The organism is Rathayibacter rubneri, from assembly GCF_023743255.1.
Classification (GTDB): Bacteria; Actinomycetota; Actinomycetes; order Actinomycetales; family Microbacteriaceae; genus Rathayibacter; species Rathayibacter rubneri.
The window spans coordinates 1-13,176 of record NZ_JAMRYM010000009.1 but is presented as its reverse complement, the minus strand read 5'-3'; the positions used below and the strand labels follow the sequence as shown (position 1 = coordinate 13,176).

Here is a 13,176-nt window from a genome sequence, read left to right as displayed (position 1 = left end):
TCGTGACGGCGAGGTGTGGAGGCGGAAACTGCCGGCGGTGGGGATCTCGATACGCCCGCTGCGCGGGCTACTCGATCAGCAAGGGTGGCGCATGCCCTGGTGCTGGTCGCTGGTCGAGTAGACGGGGGAGTTCCGAGATCCACGCGATCCGAGGGACAGGCGGCACCAGCTGGAGGAGACAGCACTGGCACGATGGGGCGGTGGACGAGACGGAAGCGGTCGCACGGGCGACAGGACTCTGGGTGTCCGGCCGACGAGCTGCCGCATTGGAGCTGCTCAGGACGCGCGTCCGCCGTGCGCCCCACGAGTCGGGGGCCCGCGCGGCGCTGGTCGCGTTCTACCGCGAGCTCGGAGCACCCGACCAGGCCGGACGCTGGTCCCTCGCGCTGGACACCGAGCCGACGCCGCTCGAGCTCGACCGCGCCGCTCGCCTGCTGGCGGCCTCCCGCGTCTCGCCGTCTGATCTCCCCGAGTTCCTCGCGCTGCCGACCGGTGACCTGCCCGCCGCGGTCGTCCGGCTGCTTCCGGACATCGAGCGGTACCGCGACCGCTTCCGGCTCTCGGCCGAGGAGCGCCTGCACCTCGCCCTGCCCGCGGAGGACTGGCGCGACGCGGTCGCGCTCGCCGGATGGCTCGTCTCGAGCGCGATCTTCGTCCTCGCCGCACTCGTGAGCTGGGCGGGTGCTCTGCTGGGCGCGGCGATGACGGACGCCGCGCGGTGGGGGTCGGTCGCGTCCCTCGCCTGCCTCGCGATCGCCTGCGGGTTCTCGGGCTGGTCCGCTGCGCGCCGGCGCCGGCGCACAGTCATCGGCTGGATCCTGGGCGCCGTCGTGCTCGCCGCCGCTGTCGCCCGCTTCGTAGGGATGGTGGTCGATGGCGGCGGGGTCATCCGCTTCAGCTGGGAGCGGTGACGCGCGCCGGACGGCTCGTCCTTCCACCGGTGGGGATCTCGATACGCCCGCTGCGCGGGCTACTCGATCAGCAAGGGGTGGGCCCGGCCTTGCTGGTCGAGTAGCCCCGTGGGGGCGTATCGAGACCTGCCCGTTCCAGCGGTGGGGATCTCGATACGCCCGCTGCGCGGGCTACTCGATCAGCAAGGGGTGGGCCCGGCCTTGCTGGTCGAGTAGCCCCGTGGGGGCGTATCGAGACCTGCCCGTTCCAGCGGTGGGGATCTCGATACGCCCGCTGCGCGGGCTACTCGATCAGCAAGGGGTGGGCCCGGCCTTGCTGGTCGAGTAGCCCCGTGGGGGCGTATCGAGACCTGCCCGTTCCAGCGGTGGGGATCTCGATACGCCCGCTGCGCGGGCTACTCGATCAGCGAGGGCGGCGCATGCCCAGGGGCAGGATCGGGGGGTCGGTCACCCCGCAGGCCGGAAGGACGCCGCGTGGTGCTCGGGCGCCAGGTGCGGGCCCGTGCCGAGCATCCGCTCGCGGAAGGTCGCGCCGGCCGGCTCCGGGTCGAGGCGGCCGCGGCGGCGCAGCTCCGGCTGCACCAGGGTCACGAAGTCCGAGAGCGACGCGATGCCGAACACCGCCTCGAGCATGATGCCGTCGAGGTCCGTCTCGTCCATCATCCGCTCGAGCTCGTCGGCCACCTCGGTGGGGGAGCCCGTCACCGCGAAACCGCGGGTGCCCTTGCCCTTGAGTTCGTCGAGGATCTCGCGCACCGTCGGCGCCGAGCCGTCCGGGCGGCGGAGGAAGCGCTCGATGTTGCTCGTGCCCATCTGCCCCGCCTGGTCGTCGAGCACGAGCTGCTCGGCGAGCGCGCGGTCGGGGTCGTACTGCAGCAGGTCCACTCCCGTGTTCCCCGCGTAGTAGTGCGCGGCCAGCTCGTCCGTCTGCAGTGCGTCGAACTCGGCCCGGAGCCGCGCCGCGTCCTCCGAGGTCTCGCCGACGACGACCGTCACCCCCACCATCACTTTGAGCGACGCCGGATCGCGCCCGTTCTCGGCGGCCCGTCGGCGGATGTCCGCGATGTCGGACGCCACCTTCGCGTACGTCGATCCCTGCACGAACACGCACTCGGCGTTCTTCGCCGCGAACGCGCGGCCCACCGGCGAGGTGCCCGCCTGGAACAGCAGGGGCGAGCGCTGCGGCGACGGCGGCAGCGTGTGGTACCCCTCGGAGCGGTAGAACTCGCCCTCGAATGACACCGGGTGGATCCGGGCAGGATCTGCGAAGACCCCCTCCTCGTGGTCGAGCACGATGACGTCGTCGTCGAGCCCGCCCTCCCAGAACGAGTACGTCACGTCGACGTACTCCTGCGCCGCCCGGTAGCGCTCGTCGTGCGGCACCATCGGCTGGCCGAGCATCGCCGCCATCGTGTTCTGCGAGGCGCCGGTGACGATGTTCCAGCCGATCCGGCCCCGCGTCACGTGGTCCAGCGTCGAGAACTTGCGCACCGCGTGCAGCGGGTGATCGGCTCCGGTCGTCGAGGTCACCACGAAGTTCAGCCGCTCCGTGACGACCGCGAGGGCGGGGATGATGTACGCGCCGTCGAGGGCGAAGGTCATGCCCGCCTCGATCAGCGTCGTCGAGAGCTCGCCACGGCGGGAGGAGTAGCCGAAGGAGCCGCCCGCGAAGAAGAGGAAGTCGAAGCCGGCGTCGTCGAGCAGCCGCGCCATGCGCATCCAGTACTCGATGTCGCGGAAGTCGCCGTCGCGGCTGCGCTCGTGCGACCAGCTGATGGTGCCGCCGACGTGCGGCGTCCCCGCCTCGAACACTCCCAGAACGATCCTCTTCGGCATGCGCATCCCCTCGTCGAGTACGGCGATCGCCGCCCCTCGCGAGCGAGGAGCGGCGATCTGAACCAGTTGGTTCACCGTAGCGGAGCGGGAGCCGCGCGTCAGTCTCCGGACACCCCCGACACTCCGAAGCGGAACACCAGCCGGCCGTCGCGCGGCCGCACCAGGTACTCCGGATGCGTGCGCGCACCCCAGGAGTCGTCGCCCGCGACTCCGCGCCGCACCAGCGCCGGCCGCAGCACGGTGCGCTGCACGGGCGGCAGTTCGTTCGGGTGCCGCGCGTTCTCGACCTCGAACGGCGTCCAGTGCAGCGCCGAGAACTCCATCCCGCCGTCGCTGTCCATCCGCAGGCCCCAGCCGTCGTCGCCGGTCACCTCGGCCCAGCGCACCCCGGTGCGGCTGCCCGACTCCTGGGGCTTGAGGTACGGGGTCAGCTCCCGCGCCACGTCGCTCTCCCAGACGTCGAGCCGTGCGCCGAGGCGGCGATCGGAGTAGCACTCGTCGGGTCCGTCGCCGTACCAGCGGAGGCGGTGCGCGTCGGCGCCCGTCGTCCACTGCATCCCGAACTCGGGCAGGTCCGGCAGGCCGTCGGGCACGTCCATCGCGACGGTCACCTCGATCCGCCCGTCGCCGGTCACCCGGTAGTCGACGTCGCACGTCGTCCGCGGAGCCGTGGGCAGCTCGTAGCTGAAGCCGACGGTCACGGCCGAGTCGTCGGAGGAGACCCGCGCGGTGCGCAGCGCCCCGCCCGCCGCCCGGGCGTACCGGCTCGCGAGCAGCCACTGGCCGTCCTCGAACGGACCGCCCCAGCCGCGCTCGTTCGACGTGGGCGCGTGCCAGAAGGACGGCATCGGCATCGAGTCGAGCAGCTCGCGCCCGCCCTCGGGGCCGCCGCCCCAGCGGTACGACTGCAGCCCGCCGTGCAGGTGCGAGAAGAGCACGCTGAAGCCCTCGCCGCGCACGCCCACGTTGTGGGTGCCCTCGACGACCTCGGGCCGCGGGTGCCGCTCGAGGTGCGGTCGACCCGTCACCTCGAGCACGCGCTGGCCGCGGGCGACGACGTGACCCGCCTCGGCCCACCGCGTCGACGACGGCAGCCGCAGCTCGACGTCGAGCGTGTACTCGCCCGGCAGCTCCGGCACTGCCACCGGGCTCGCGAAGGTCGCCCGCTCGCCGGGCCGGACCGCGGTCTCGAGCGTCTGCTCGGCGAGGACGCGGCCCTCCCGCCGCAGCACGACCACCGCGTCGAACGCGGACGACGGAGTCGACAGCAGCCGGTTCTCGATCGCGATCCCCTCCCGGGTCACCTCGATCCGGAACGGCTGGTAGAGGAACGCGACCTCCTGCAGCTTCGGCGTCGGCGCGCGGTCGGCGAACAGGATGCCGTTGCCGCTGAAGTCGCCGTCGTGCGGCGCCTCGCCGTGGTCGCCCCCGTAGCCGAAATAGGGGACGCCGTGCCGGTCGATGATCGCGATCGCCTGGTCGGCGAAGTCCCAGATGAAGCCGCCCTGGAACAGCGGCTCGCGGTAGGCCAGGTCGAGGTAGCGGTCGACCGCGCCGAAGGAGTTGCCCATGGCGTGCGCGTACTCGCACAGCACGAACGGCTTGTCGCGGTGCTCGCTGAGGTACGCCTCGACCTCGGCGGCCGGCGTGTACATCTGGCTGACGACGTCCGTCGTGTCGGGATAGCGGGAGTCCCAGTGCACGCCCTCGTAGTGCACGGGGCGGTCGTCGACCTCGCGGAACCAGTCCGCCAGGTCGCGCAGCACGCTGCCGCCGAACGACTCGTTGCCGAGCGACCACATCACCACGCTCGGGTGGTTCTTGTCGCGCTCGACGAGGCTCGTCGCGCGATCGCGCAGCGCGGCGGCCCACCGGCCGTCGTCGCCGGGCACCGCCTCCTCGAGCGGGGCGTCGAGGTAGCGGACCCGGTCCCACACGCCGTGCGTCTCGAGGTTCATCTCGTCGACGACCAGGAATCCGTACTCGTCGGCGAGCTCGTAGAAGAAGGAGTTGTTGGGGTAGTGGCTGGTGCGGATCGCGTTCACGCCCGCGCGCTTGAGGATCCGCAGATCCTCCTCCGTCTGCTCGCGCGTGACGACGCGGCCGTTCGCGCCGAACTCGTGCCGGTTCACTCCGAAGAACACGACGCGGCGGCCGTTGAGCTTCAGCACCCCGTCCTCGATCGCGAAGCGGCGCAGTCCCACCGACTGCGGCACGACCTCCGTCTCGGCGCCCTCCGCATCGCGCACGCGCACGACGAGGCGGTGCAGGTGCGGGTCCTCGGGGCTCCACAGCCGCGGGTCGGCGAGCCGGATGCGGTGGCGCCCGTCCGCGTCCTGCCGCAGCACTCCGACTCCCTCGAGCTCGACGACCGCCGTGCCGTCGCCGTCGAGGCTCAACTGCACCGAGATCTCGGCGGAGCCGTCCTCGACGACGGTCGAGACGCGCAGGTCCTCGAGGTGCGTCCGCGGCCGGCGCAGCAGCACCACGTCGCGGAAGATCCCCGAGAACCGGAAGAAGTCCTGGTCCTCGAGCCACGACCCGGCGCTCCACTTGACCACCTGCGCGGCGAGCACGTTCTCGCCCTCGACCAGCAGCTCGGTGAGGTCGAACTCGGCCGGCGAGAAGCTGTCGGCCGAGAACCCGAGCCAGCGCCCGTTCAGCCAGAGCGCGATCGCGCTCTCTGCGCCGCGGACGTCGAGCGCGATCCGCTCGCCGGGCTCCAGCGGCGCGTGGAGGGTGAACACGGTCCGGTACGACGCCACCGGATTGAGGCGCTGCGGAGCCTGCCCGGGCGCGAGGTCCTCGTGCCCGTCCCAGGGGTACTGCGTGTTCACGTACTGCGGGCGGTCGTAGCCGTGCAGCTGGATGTGCGCCGGGACCGGGATCGTGTCCCAGTCGTCCGCGTCGAAGTCCGGCTGCTCGAATCCGGGGACCGTGCCCGCGAGGTCGGGCGAGCAGTGGATCCGCCACAGCCCGTTCAGCGACTGCTCGAACGAGCTGACGCCCGTCGCGGCCTCGTCCGCCGACCGGAACCAGCGGTGGTCGGAGTGGGCCGGCCGCCGGTTCTCGGCGAAGTATCCGGGGTCGGACAGCCGCGACGGGTCGAAGCCCGGGGAGGCGGGAGCGGCGGGCCGCGGGTCGTGCGCGAGGCTCACTTGATCGCTCCCGTGATGCCCTCGGCGAACGAGCGCTGCAGGATCATGAAGACGACCATCGTCGGCACCGAGGCCAGCAGCACGGCCAGCATCAGCACTCCGTAGTCGGTCACGTAGCCGGCGGCGAGGTTCGAGATCAGCATCGGCATGGTCTGGAAGTCGTTGTTGACCAGGATCACCTTGGGCCAGAGGAAGTTGTTCCAGGCGGTCATGAAGGTGATGACGGCGGCGGCCGCGTAGGTCGACTTCATCGACGGCAGGTAGATGCGGGCGAAGATGCCCAGCTCGCTCACTCCGTCGATCCGGGCGGCCTCGATGATCTCGTACGGGAACGAGCGCGAGGCCTGGCGGAACAGCAGGATCAGGAACGGGGTCGAGATCGCCGGGATGATGACCGCGGCGAGCGAGTTGACCATCCCGACCTCGGCGAAGACCTGGAACAGCGGGATCATGGTCGCCGCGAACGGGATCATGATCGCGATCAGGAGGATCGCCATCACGAGGTCCTTGCCCCGCGAGTGGAAGACCTCGAAGCCGTAGCCGGCGATCGAGCAGACGATCAGGGCGAGCACCGTGGTGCCGATGGCGACGGTGGCGGAGTTCCACATCGCTCCGCCCACGTCCTGCAGCCCCGAGAGCTTGCTGAAGTTCTCGAACAGCTGCGTGCCGGGAAGCATGCGCGAGTCCAGCACGTCCTGGCTGGTGTTGGTCGCCGAGACGGCCATGAAGTACAGCGGGAAGATCGAGAAGATCGCGAAGACCGTGAGGAACGCGTACTTCGGCACCGCGCGCAGGCGCGAGGCCACCGGGACCGAGCGCTTGGCCGGGGTCGTGGGCCCGGAGGACTCCGTCTCGGGGAGCGAGAGGACGGGATCCGTCACGGGGAGGGTGCGGGCGGGGTCAGTCACGCTTGTCACCGACTTTCAGCTGGGCGAACGCGAGGACCGCGACGAGGATGAGGATCACGTACGACAGGGCCGAGGCGTACCCGAAGTTCGGGTTCTTGAGGAACGAGACCTCGTAGAGGTAGTGCGACATCGACATGGTCGTGTACGCCGGGCCGCCCCGAGTCAGCGCCCACGACTCGTCGAAGAGCTGCAGAGTGCCGTTCGTCGACATGATCGCGGTGAGCAGGATGATCGGCTTCAGCTGCGGGATCGTGACGTGGAAGAAGGTCTGCAGCGAGCTCGCGCCGTCCATCTTCGCCGCCTCGATGCTGGAGTAGTCGACGTTCTGCAGGGCCGCCAGGTAGAAGACCATGTTGTAGCCGGTCCAGCGCCAGAGCAGTCCGAGGATGATGACGAAGCGCGCGGTCTCGGGGTTGCCGAGCCAGTTGACCGGGCCGTCGATCAGGCCGATGCCCAGCAGCACGTCGTTGACGAAGCCGTCGTTCGCGAAGATCGTGCGGAACACCAGCGAGTAGGCGACGAGCGAGACGGCGCAGGGCAGGAAGATCGCGGTGCGCCAGAAGGTCTTGTACTTCAGAGTGCGGTCGTTGAGCAGGTTGGCGAGCACCAGCGCCATGATCAGCATCACCGGCACCTGGATGAGCAGGTAGATGAAGGTGTTCTGCAGCGTCAGGCGGAAGATCTCGTCCTGCAGCAGCCGCTCGTAGTTGAGCCAGAAGGGCTGCGCGAACGAGAGGTTCGCGCCGCGTCCGGTCTGCAGCGAGAGCAGGAACGCCTGAGCCATCGGCAGGAAGCTGACCAGCAGGATCAGCAGCGAGGCCGGCAGGAGGAACGCCCAGCCGGTGAGGCTGCGGCGGCGCTCGCCGGTCATCCTCACGGGTCGGCGGGAGTCGCGCTGCCTCTGCGGCGGAACGCGGGGTCGGGTGCGCGGTGGCGCGGAGGTCGTCACGGGGTGCTCGCAATCTGCAGGAGGAGGAAGAGGGGGGACCGGGCCGGGGCGTGCGCCCCGACCCGGTCCAGAAAAATCAGCTCATCGCGAACTCGACGTTCGCCTGCGCCTCCTCGAGCGCCTTGGCCGGGTCGGCGCCTCCGATGATCTGCGTGATCGCCGCGCTGACGGAGTCGCGGCCCTCGTAGTAGTACGCACCGGTGTTGTTGCTGGGCACCTCGGCGCCGAACTGCGCGACCTCCGAGAAGATCGGCTGTCCGCCGAAGTACTCGCTGGGCTGCTCGTACGCGGCCGAGGACGCGGCGGGGAGCCAGTTGGCGACGGCGCCGGTGGCGGGGAGGATCGTGTCGTACAGCTCGGTCGAGCCGGCGAAGGTCGACGCGAGGAAGTCGGTCGCGAGGTCGACGTCGGCGTTCGAGCTGATCGTCCACGACGATCCGCCGTTGGCGGTGTAGTTGGTCGCGCCGTCGACGCTGTCGAGCGACGGGACGTTGGTGACCTGCCACTTGCCGGCCTGGTCCTCGGCCGCCTGGATCGAGCCGACGATCCAGATGCCGTTGATGGTGCCGCCGACCGAGCCGTTCACGAAGGTGCCGAGGTACTCGTCCCACGAGTTGACCTCGACGAAGACGCCCGACTCGACGAGCTGCTTGTAGGTGTCGATGGCGCTGAGCAGCGCGTCGTTGTCGCTGATCGTGGGCATGCCCTCGTCGTCGAAGAGGCTCGCTCCCGCGCTCTGCAGCATCATCATGATCATGTCGGCGGAGCCCGCCTGGCCCGACAGCAGCGGCGAGCCGGTCTTCGCCAGGACGTCCTCGCCCTTGGTCAGGAACTCGTCCCAGGTGATGTCGGTGAAGTCGTCGATCGTGTAGCCGGCCGCCTCGAGCACGTCGGTGCGCAGCGCGGTGACCGCGGTGCCGGAGTCGAACGGCACGCCGTAGTTCACGCCGTCGACGGTGGAGTACGCGGTGACGGCCTCGGGGAACTCCGAGAAGTCGACGGCGTCGGTCGAGATCTCGCTGAAGATCTCGGGGTAGTTGAGCGCGTTCTTCTGGAACGCGTTGTTCTGCATGAGGAAGATGTCGGGCAGCTCCTCGTACTGCCGCGACTGGGCGAGGGTCGTGAGCTTGGGCTGCAGGTCCTCCCACGGCGTCTCGATGATGTCGAGCGAGAAGTCCGGGTTGTCCTTCTGGTAGATCTTCTCGGCCTCCTCGAGAGCGGCGATGTTGAACGCCGGGTCCCAGGCCCAGACGGTCAGGGTGTTGTCGCCGTCCCCTCCGCCGTCACCGCCGGAGGACGAGCCTCCGCCGGAGCAGGCCGTCAGGGCGAGGGCGAGCGGGAGGGCGACGGCGACGGCGGTCGTGACCTTCTTGGAGAGAGTTCGCACGGTGTCTGTTCCTTGTCTGTGATGGCAGGTGCTGTGTCGGGTGCTGGGTGTCGGACAGGTCTGAGGCGGTCGCGGAGGGGCGGATCGTGGTCGGATCCGCCGCATCCGGGGACGGCAGGGGCGCGCTCGGGGTTCCGAGCGCGAGCGGGGAGGGGTCAGCGCAGCGGCTGCCGGAGGGCGCGCGAGGCGTCGGCGGCCGCGGCGAGGCGACCCGCAGCGGCGGGGGAGTCAGCGGCGGGAGCGCCGGCCGCGGCGAGGACGATCGCAGCGGGAACGGCGATCGCCGGGTGGACGGGCCGCCCGGCCGCAGCCGCGGCGAGGACGCCGTTCCGGCGTCGGGGCGCCCGGCTCGTCGCCGGGCGGGTGGTCGATCGGTCGATCGATCGGGTCAAGGGAGTCCTCCGTCATCGCAGGTCCTGCGTGGTACAGCGCTGTACCACGGGGGTGAATCTAGACCGCGGGACGCTCGGTCCGCAAGAAGCGTTTTCCGTCGGGCCTCGTCGTCGCGCGCTCGATGACCCGCGAGTGGCCGTAATCGGTCGTCGTCGGTCCCGTCCCGTGGTCGATGCGGGCGATCAGCCGGTCGAGGGCCGTCTCGGCGATCCACGCGATCCGCGAGTCCATCGTCGTGAGGGGCGGATTCAGGTACGCCGACTCCTCGACGTCGTCGAAGCCGATGACCTGGACGTCCTCGGGGATCCGCAGCCCGCCCTCGCGCAGGGCCGAGACCGCTCCGATGGCCAGGCCGTCGTTCAGGCACACCAGGCCGTCGAACGGGATCCCCGACTCGACGAGGTCGCGCGTCACGCGGAACCCCGAGCCGATCGTCCAGTCGTAGCCCGAGACGCCGACCAGTCGCGGATCCAGCACGCGTCCCGACGCCCGCACCTCCTCGAGCACTCCGCGCAGCCGCAGCTCCGCGTTGCCCTCGCGGGCGGCGCCGATGCTCGCCGCGTCGAACGGCACGTGCGCTCCCACCACCGCGATCGACGTGCTGCCCCGCTCGAGCAAATGCGCTGTGGCGGTGCGGGCGTCGTCGACGTCGTCCGTGGTCACCCGGTCGGTCAGCCCGTAGGTGTTCCGCGAGCCGAGGCAGACGAGCGGGTACGGCACGTCCAGCGCCTCGCGGTCGAGCGTCTCGTGCTCGGACAGCGAGAGCAGCAGTCCGTCGGTGAGCTGCGAGTTGAACTGCTGCAGCAGCCGGCGCGAGCCGGTGCGGCCCTCGTCCGGATACGTCGTCACGTAGACGACGAGATCCCTCCGGCGCGCCGTGTCGACGACGACCTCGGCCAGTTCGGCCAGGTAGGCGGCCCTGAGCGTGGGGACCGCGAGGGTGACGGAGTCGGTGCGCCCGCGCGTGAGGTTCCTCGCGGCGACGTTGACGGTGTAGCCCAGCTCGTCCACGGCGGCGCGCACGCGCTGGCGCGTCTCGTCGGCCATGCGACCGGTGCCGTTCACGACGTTCGACGCGGTCTTCAGCGACACTCCGGCGCGCTCGGCGACGGCCACGAGCGTGGCCTTCCTGCGCGGCGGTGCCATCGCGTCCCCTTCCGGTGCTGCGTCGTCTCCGGTGCTGCGTCGTGCTCCTGCACATGGATACACCACGGGTCGACGCCCGCGTCCCCCCTTGCCGATACGCTGACGCGGGTCCGGCCGAGGGGAGCGACGCGATGACGACCGCTCCGACGAGGCGCGCGCTGCTGCTCGAGAGCATCGTCGACCACATCCTCGAGCACGGCGTGGCGAACGTGTCGCTGCGCGCTCTGGCCCGCGCGGCCGACTCCAACAACCGCATGCTGCTGTACTACTTCGGCTCCCGCGCCGAGCTGCTGTCCGAGGCGCTCGTCGCCGCCGCGCGGCGCTTCCCCGACATGCGGCGCGCGGCCGACGAGCTGCTCGCGCCCGGGCGCCCGCTCGACGAGCGGCTCGACCGCGCGTGGGAGGCGCTCGCCTCGGCCGGCAACCGCCCGTACCTGCGCCTGTTCTTCCAGGTCTTCGGGCTCGCCGCGTTCGAGCAGGCCGAGGAGTGGCGGGCGATGCGCGGGCGTTTCGACGAGTTCCTGCAGCCGGAGCTGCGCCGGGCGCTCGCCGAGTCGGGCGTGGCCGCCGAGGACGTGCCCGTGCTCGCCCGCGAGATCGTGGCGTTCTGGCGCGGGCTCGAGATCCTGCTGATCTCGCTCGACGACGACGCGGGCGTCGACGCCGTGCGGGTACGCGGCCACGCGGACCTGCTGGCCCGCGTTCCCCGGCCCTCCGCCGGCTGACCCTGGCCTCCGCCGGCTGACCTCTGCCTGCCGGTCGAGCAGCCCCGCAGGGGCGCCCCTTTCTGCTGGTCGAGTAGCCCCGCAGGGGCGTATCGAGACCCACGCCTCCCGAACACCCGCCGCCGTCCTCACCCCCTGCGGAAGCGGATCCCGCCACGCCGCGCTGCGGGCTACTGGCTCAGCGAGGCTCAGGATGCCCCGGAGTCCCGCCCCGCCAGCAGCCCCGCGATCTCCCGGTCGAACTCGTCCCGCAGTCGCGCCTTCTCCTCCGGAGGGAGGAACGACGCCTCCACTCCGTTCCGTGCGATCGTGCAGGCGTCCTCGATGCCGATGCCGAGCGCTGGCAGCGCCTCGCGGTACTCGCGGCCGATGTCGGTGCGGAAGAAGACCGCGTCGTCGGTCGACACGGTGACGCGGAGTCCGGCACGCACCATGGCTGCGATCCGGTGCGCGGGGTCGAGCGTCCAGCCCGAGCAGATCGTCGTGGAGACAGGCGTCGTGGTGAGGCCGATGCCGGAGTCGCGGGCCCGCGCGACCAGGTCCGGGTCGTCCAGGATCCGGTAGCCGTGGTCGATGCGGTCGACCTGCAGCACGTCCAGTGCGATCCGCACGGAGTCGGGCTCGGACCGGTCCGTCTCGCCGACATGCGCCGTGAGGGCGAGCCCGGAGCGGCGCGCGAGCGCGAACGCCTCGCGGAACCGGCCGGGATCCTCCGTGCCCTCGGGCGTCAGATCGTCCATGCCGAGGGCGACGACCTCGTCCCGCGGATGGCGGCGCACCGTCTCGACGAGCTCGACGGCACCGCCCGCCGAGTCCCTCCTGTTGACGGCCACGATCATCCGGAAGCCCACGCCCAGGTCGACCTCGGCGGCCCTCAGCCCGTCGAGGATCGGATCGAGGAGGTCGGCGTACCCGAGGCCGCTCCAGCCGAGGTAGTGGGCGTCGGCGAAGTACTGCGGGTTGATCGCGTACTCGCGGTAGCGCAGGCCCTGCGCCGCCGCCGCGCGCACCCCGTCGTACGCGACGGTCGCGAGGTCGGCGGGCGTCCGCAGCACCCGGTGCGCGGCCCGGAAGGCGACGAGGAACTCCTGCAGGTCGGCGAAGTCGAACAGCGTCGCCGGATCCGAGGACGGCAGCTCCACGCCGTACCTGTCGGCTGAGGCGATCAGGTGCGCCGCGCTCATGGTCGACGCGAAGTGGCAGTGCAGTTCCGTCTTGGGCAGCCGCCGCAGCACCTCGTCGTCGTCGATCGCGTGCCCGTCTCCGCCCATGCCCCCATGCTGCCACCGCCGTCGCCACCGCCGTCGCCGTCGCCGTCGCTTCCGCTTCCGCTGGTCGAGTAGCGGCCGCAGGCCGCGTATCGAGACCCCGTCGTCCGGCGGTGGTGGATCTCGAAGCTTCTATTTGTCAAGGTCGGCAGAGGTGGGGGAAGAGTTCGCGGCAGAGGGCTCTTTTGAGGAGGCGGAGGGTGTCTTTGGTGGTTTTGCCTGCGGCGAGGTGGGCGTCGCGGTAGTCGCGGGTTCGTTGTTCGTGGCCGAGGCGGGCGATGGCGATCTGGTGCAGGGCGCAGTTCGCTTGCCGGTTGCCGCCTCGGGAGAGGCGGTGGCGGTTGGTCTTCCCGGAGGACACGGGTTGCGGGGCGGCGCCGAAGAGTTTCGCGAGGGCTGCTTCGGAGCGGATGCGGTGGCCGTTCTCGCCGACGGCGACGAGCAGTTGCGCGGCGGTGACGGCGGCGACGCAGTAGACCTCGAGCAGTCGTGGGG

11 protein-coding genes are annotated in these 13,176 nt (G+C 70.9%); 2 read left to right on the top strand and 9 right to left on the bottom strand.

What is annotated here, in order from left to right; genetic code table 11:
- The first annotated feature begins 200 nt into the window (after positions 1-200).
- Entirely contained in the window at positions 201-911 is a 711-nt protein-coding gene (locus NB037_RS04315) for a DUF6584 family protein (protein ID WP_251944053.1), read from the top strand.
- A 447-nt stretch (positions 912-1,358) separates the two neighbouring features.
- On the opposite strand, the gene NB037_RS04310 is transcribed toward NB037_RS04315, so the two are convergent.
- From NB037_RS04310 to NB037_RS04280, 7 genes are all read right to left on the bottom strand, one after another.
- Complete coding sequence (locus tag NB037_RS04310; RefSeq protein ID WP_251944051.1) at positions 1,359-2,747, bottom strand: NtaA/DmoA family FMN-dependent monooxygenase; 1,389 nt, start codon at positions 2,745-2,747, stop codon at positions 1,359-1,361.
- A 98-nt stretch (positions 2,748-2,845) separates the two neighbouring features.
- On the bottom strand, positions 2,846-5,905 hold the full coding sequence (gene lacZ / locus NB037_RS04305) for a beta-galactosidase, LacZ type (RefSeq protein WP_251944049.1): 3,060 nt from the start codon (positions 5,903-5,905) through the stop codon (positions 2,846-2,848).
- On the bottom strand, positions 5,902-6,813 hold the full coding sequence (locus NB037_RS04300) for a carbohydrate ABC transporter permease (RefSeq protein WP_251944047.1): 912 nt from the start codon (positions 6,811-6,813) through the stop codon (positions 5,902-5,904). Before NB037_RS04300 ends, lacZ begins: the two co-directional genes overlap by 4 nt.
- Positions 6,806-7,684 (bottom strand): carbohydrate ABC transporter permease, encoded by an 879-nt coding sequence (locus tag NB037_RS04295; RefSeq protein ID WP_251944124.1) that lies wholly within the window; start codon positions 7,682-7,684, stop codon positions 6,806-6,808. Before NB037_RS04295 ends, NB037_RS04300 begins: the two co-directional genes overlap by 8 nt.
- A gap of 154 nt (positions 7,685-7,838) precedes the next feature.
- On the bottom strand, positions 7,839-9,149 hold the full coding sequence (locus tag NB037_RS04290; protein WP_251944045.1) for an extracellular solute-binding protein: 1,311 nt from the start codon (positions 9,147-9,149) through the stop codon (positions 7,839-7,841).
- Positions 9,150-9,304: 155 nt separating this feature from the next.
- The gene (locus NB037_RS04285) at positions 9,305-9,541 is read right to left on the bottom strand and encodes a hypothetical protein (RefSeq protein WP_251944044.1); all 237 of its coding nucleotides are present in this window, start codon (positions 9,539-9,541) and stop codon (positions 9,305-9,307) included.
- 58 nt (positions 9,542-9,599) lie between these two features.
- Positions 9,600-10,688 (bottom strand): LacI family DNA-binding transcriptional regulator, encoded by a 1,089-nt coding sequence (locus NB037_RS04280; protein WP_251944042.1) that lies wholly within the window; start codon positions 10,686-10,688, stop codon positions 9,600-9,602.
- A 131-nt stretch (positions 10,689-10,819) separates the two neighbouring features.
- Between NB037_RS04280 and NB037_RS04275 the strand changes: the two genes are divergently transcribed.
- A complete protein-coding gene (locus tag NB037_RS04275; RefSeq protein ID WP_251944040.1) occupies positions 10,820-11,413 on the top strand; it encodes a TetR family transcriptional regulator in 594 nt (197 codons plus the stop codon).
- A gap of 188 nt (positions 11,414-11,601) precedes the next feature.
- Here NB037_RS04275 and add read toward each other — a convergent pair whose 3' ends face one another.
- Both add and NB037_RS19995 read right to left on the bottom strand, forming a co-directional pair.
- A complete protein-coding gene (add, locus tag NB037_RS04270; protein WP_251944038.1) occupies positions 11,602-12,684 on the bottom strand; it encodes an adenosine deaminase in 1,083 nt (360 codons plus the stop codon).
- 136 nt (positions 12,685-12,820) lie between these two features.
- On the bottom strand, positions 12,821-13,126 hold the full coding sequence (locus NB037_RS19995; protein WP_372490698.1) for a transposase: 306 nt from the start codon (positions 13,124-13,126) through the stop codon (positions 12,821-12,823).
- Positions 13,127-13,176 lie beyond the last annotated feature (50 nt).

Excerpts from the sequence above, each read along its gene's own strand:
- NB037_RS04310 (WP_251944051.1), bottom strand. The coding sequence starts at position 2,747 with ATGCCGAAGAGGATCGTTCTGGGAGTGTTCGAGGCGGGGACGCCGCAC.
- NB037_RS04295 (WP_251944124.1), bottom strand. The coding sequence starts at position 7,684 with ATGACCGGCGAGCGCCGCCGCAGCCTCACCGGCTGGGCGTTCCTCCTG.
- NB037_RS04280 (WP_251944042.1), bottom strand. The coding sequence starts at position 10,688 with ATGGCACCGCCGCGCAGGAAGGCCACGCTCGTGGCCGTCGCCGAGCGC.
- NB037_RS04275 (WP_251944040.1), top strand. The coding sequence starts at position 10,820 with ATGACGACCGCTCCGACGAGGCGCGCGCTGCTGCTCGAGAGCATCGTC.
- add (WP_251944038.1), bottom strand. The coding sequence starts at position 12,684 with ATGGGCGGAGACGGGCACGCGATCGACGACGACGAGGTGCTGCGGCGG.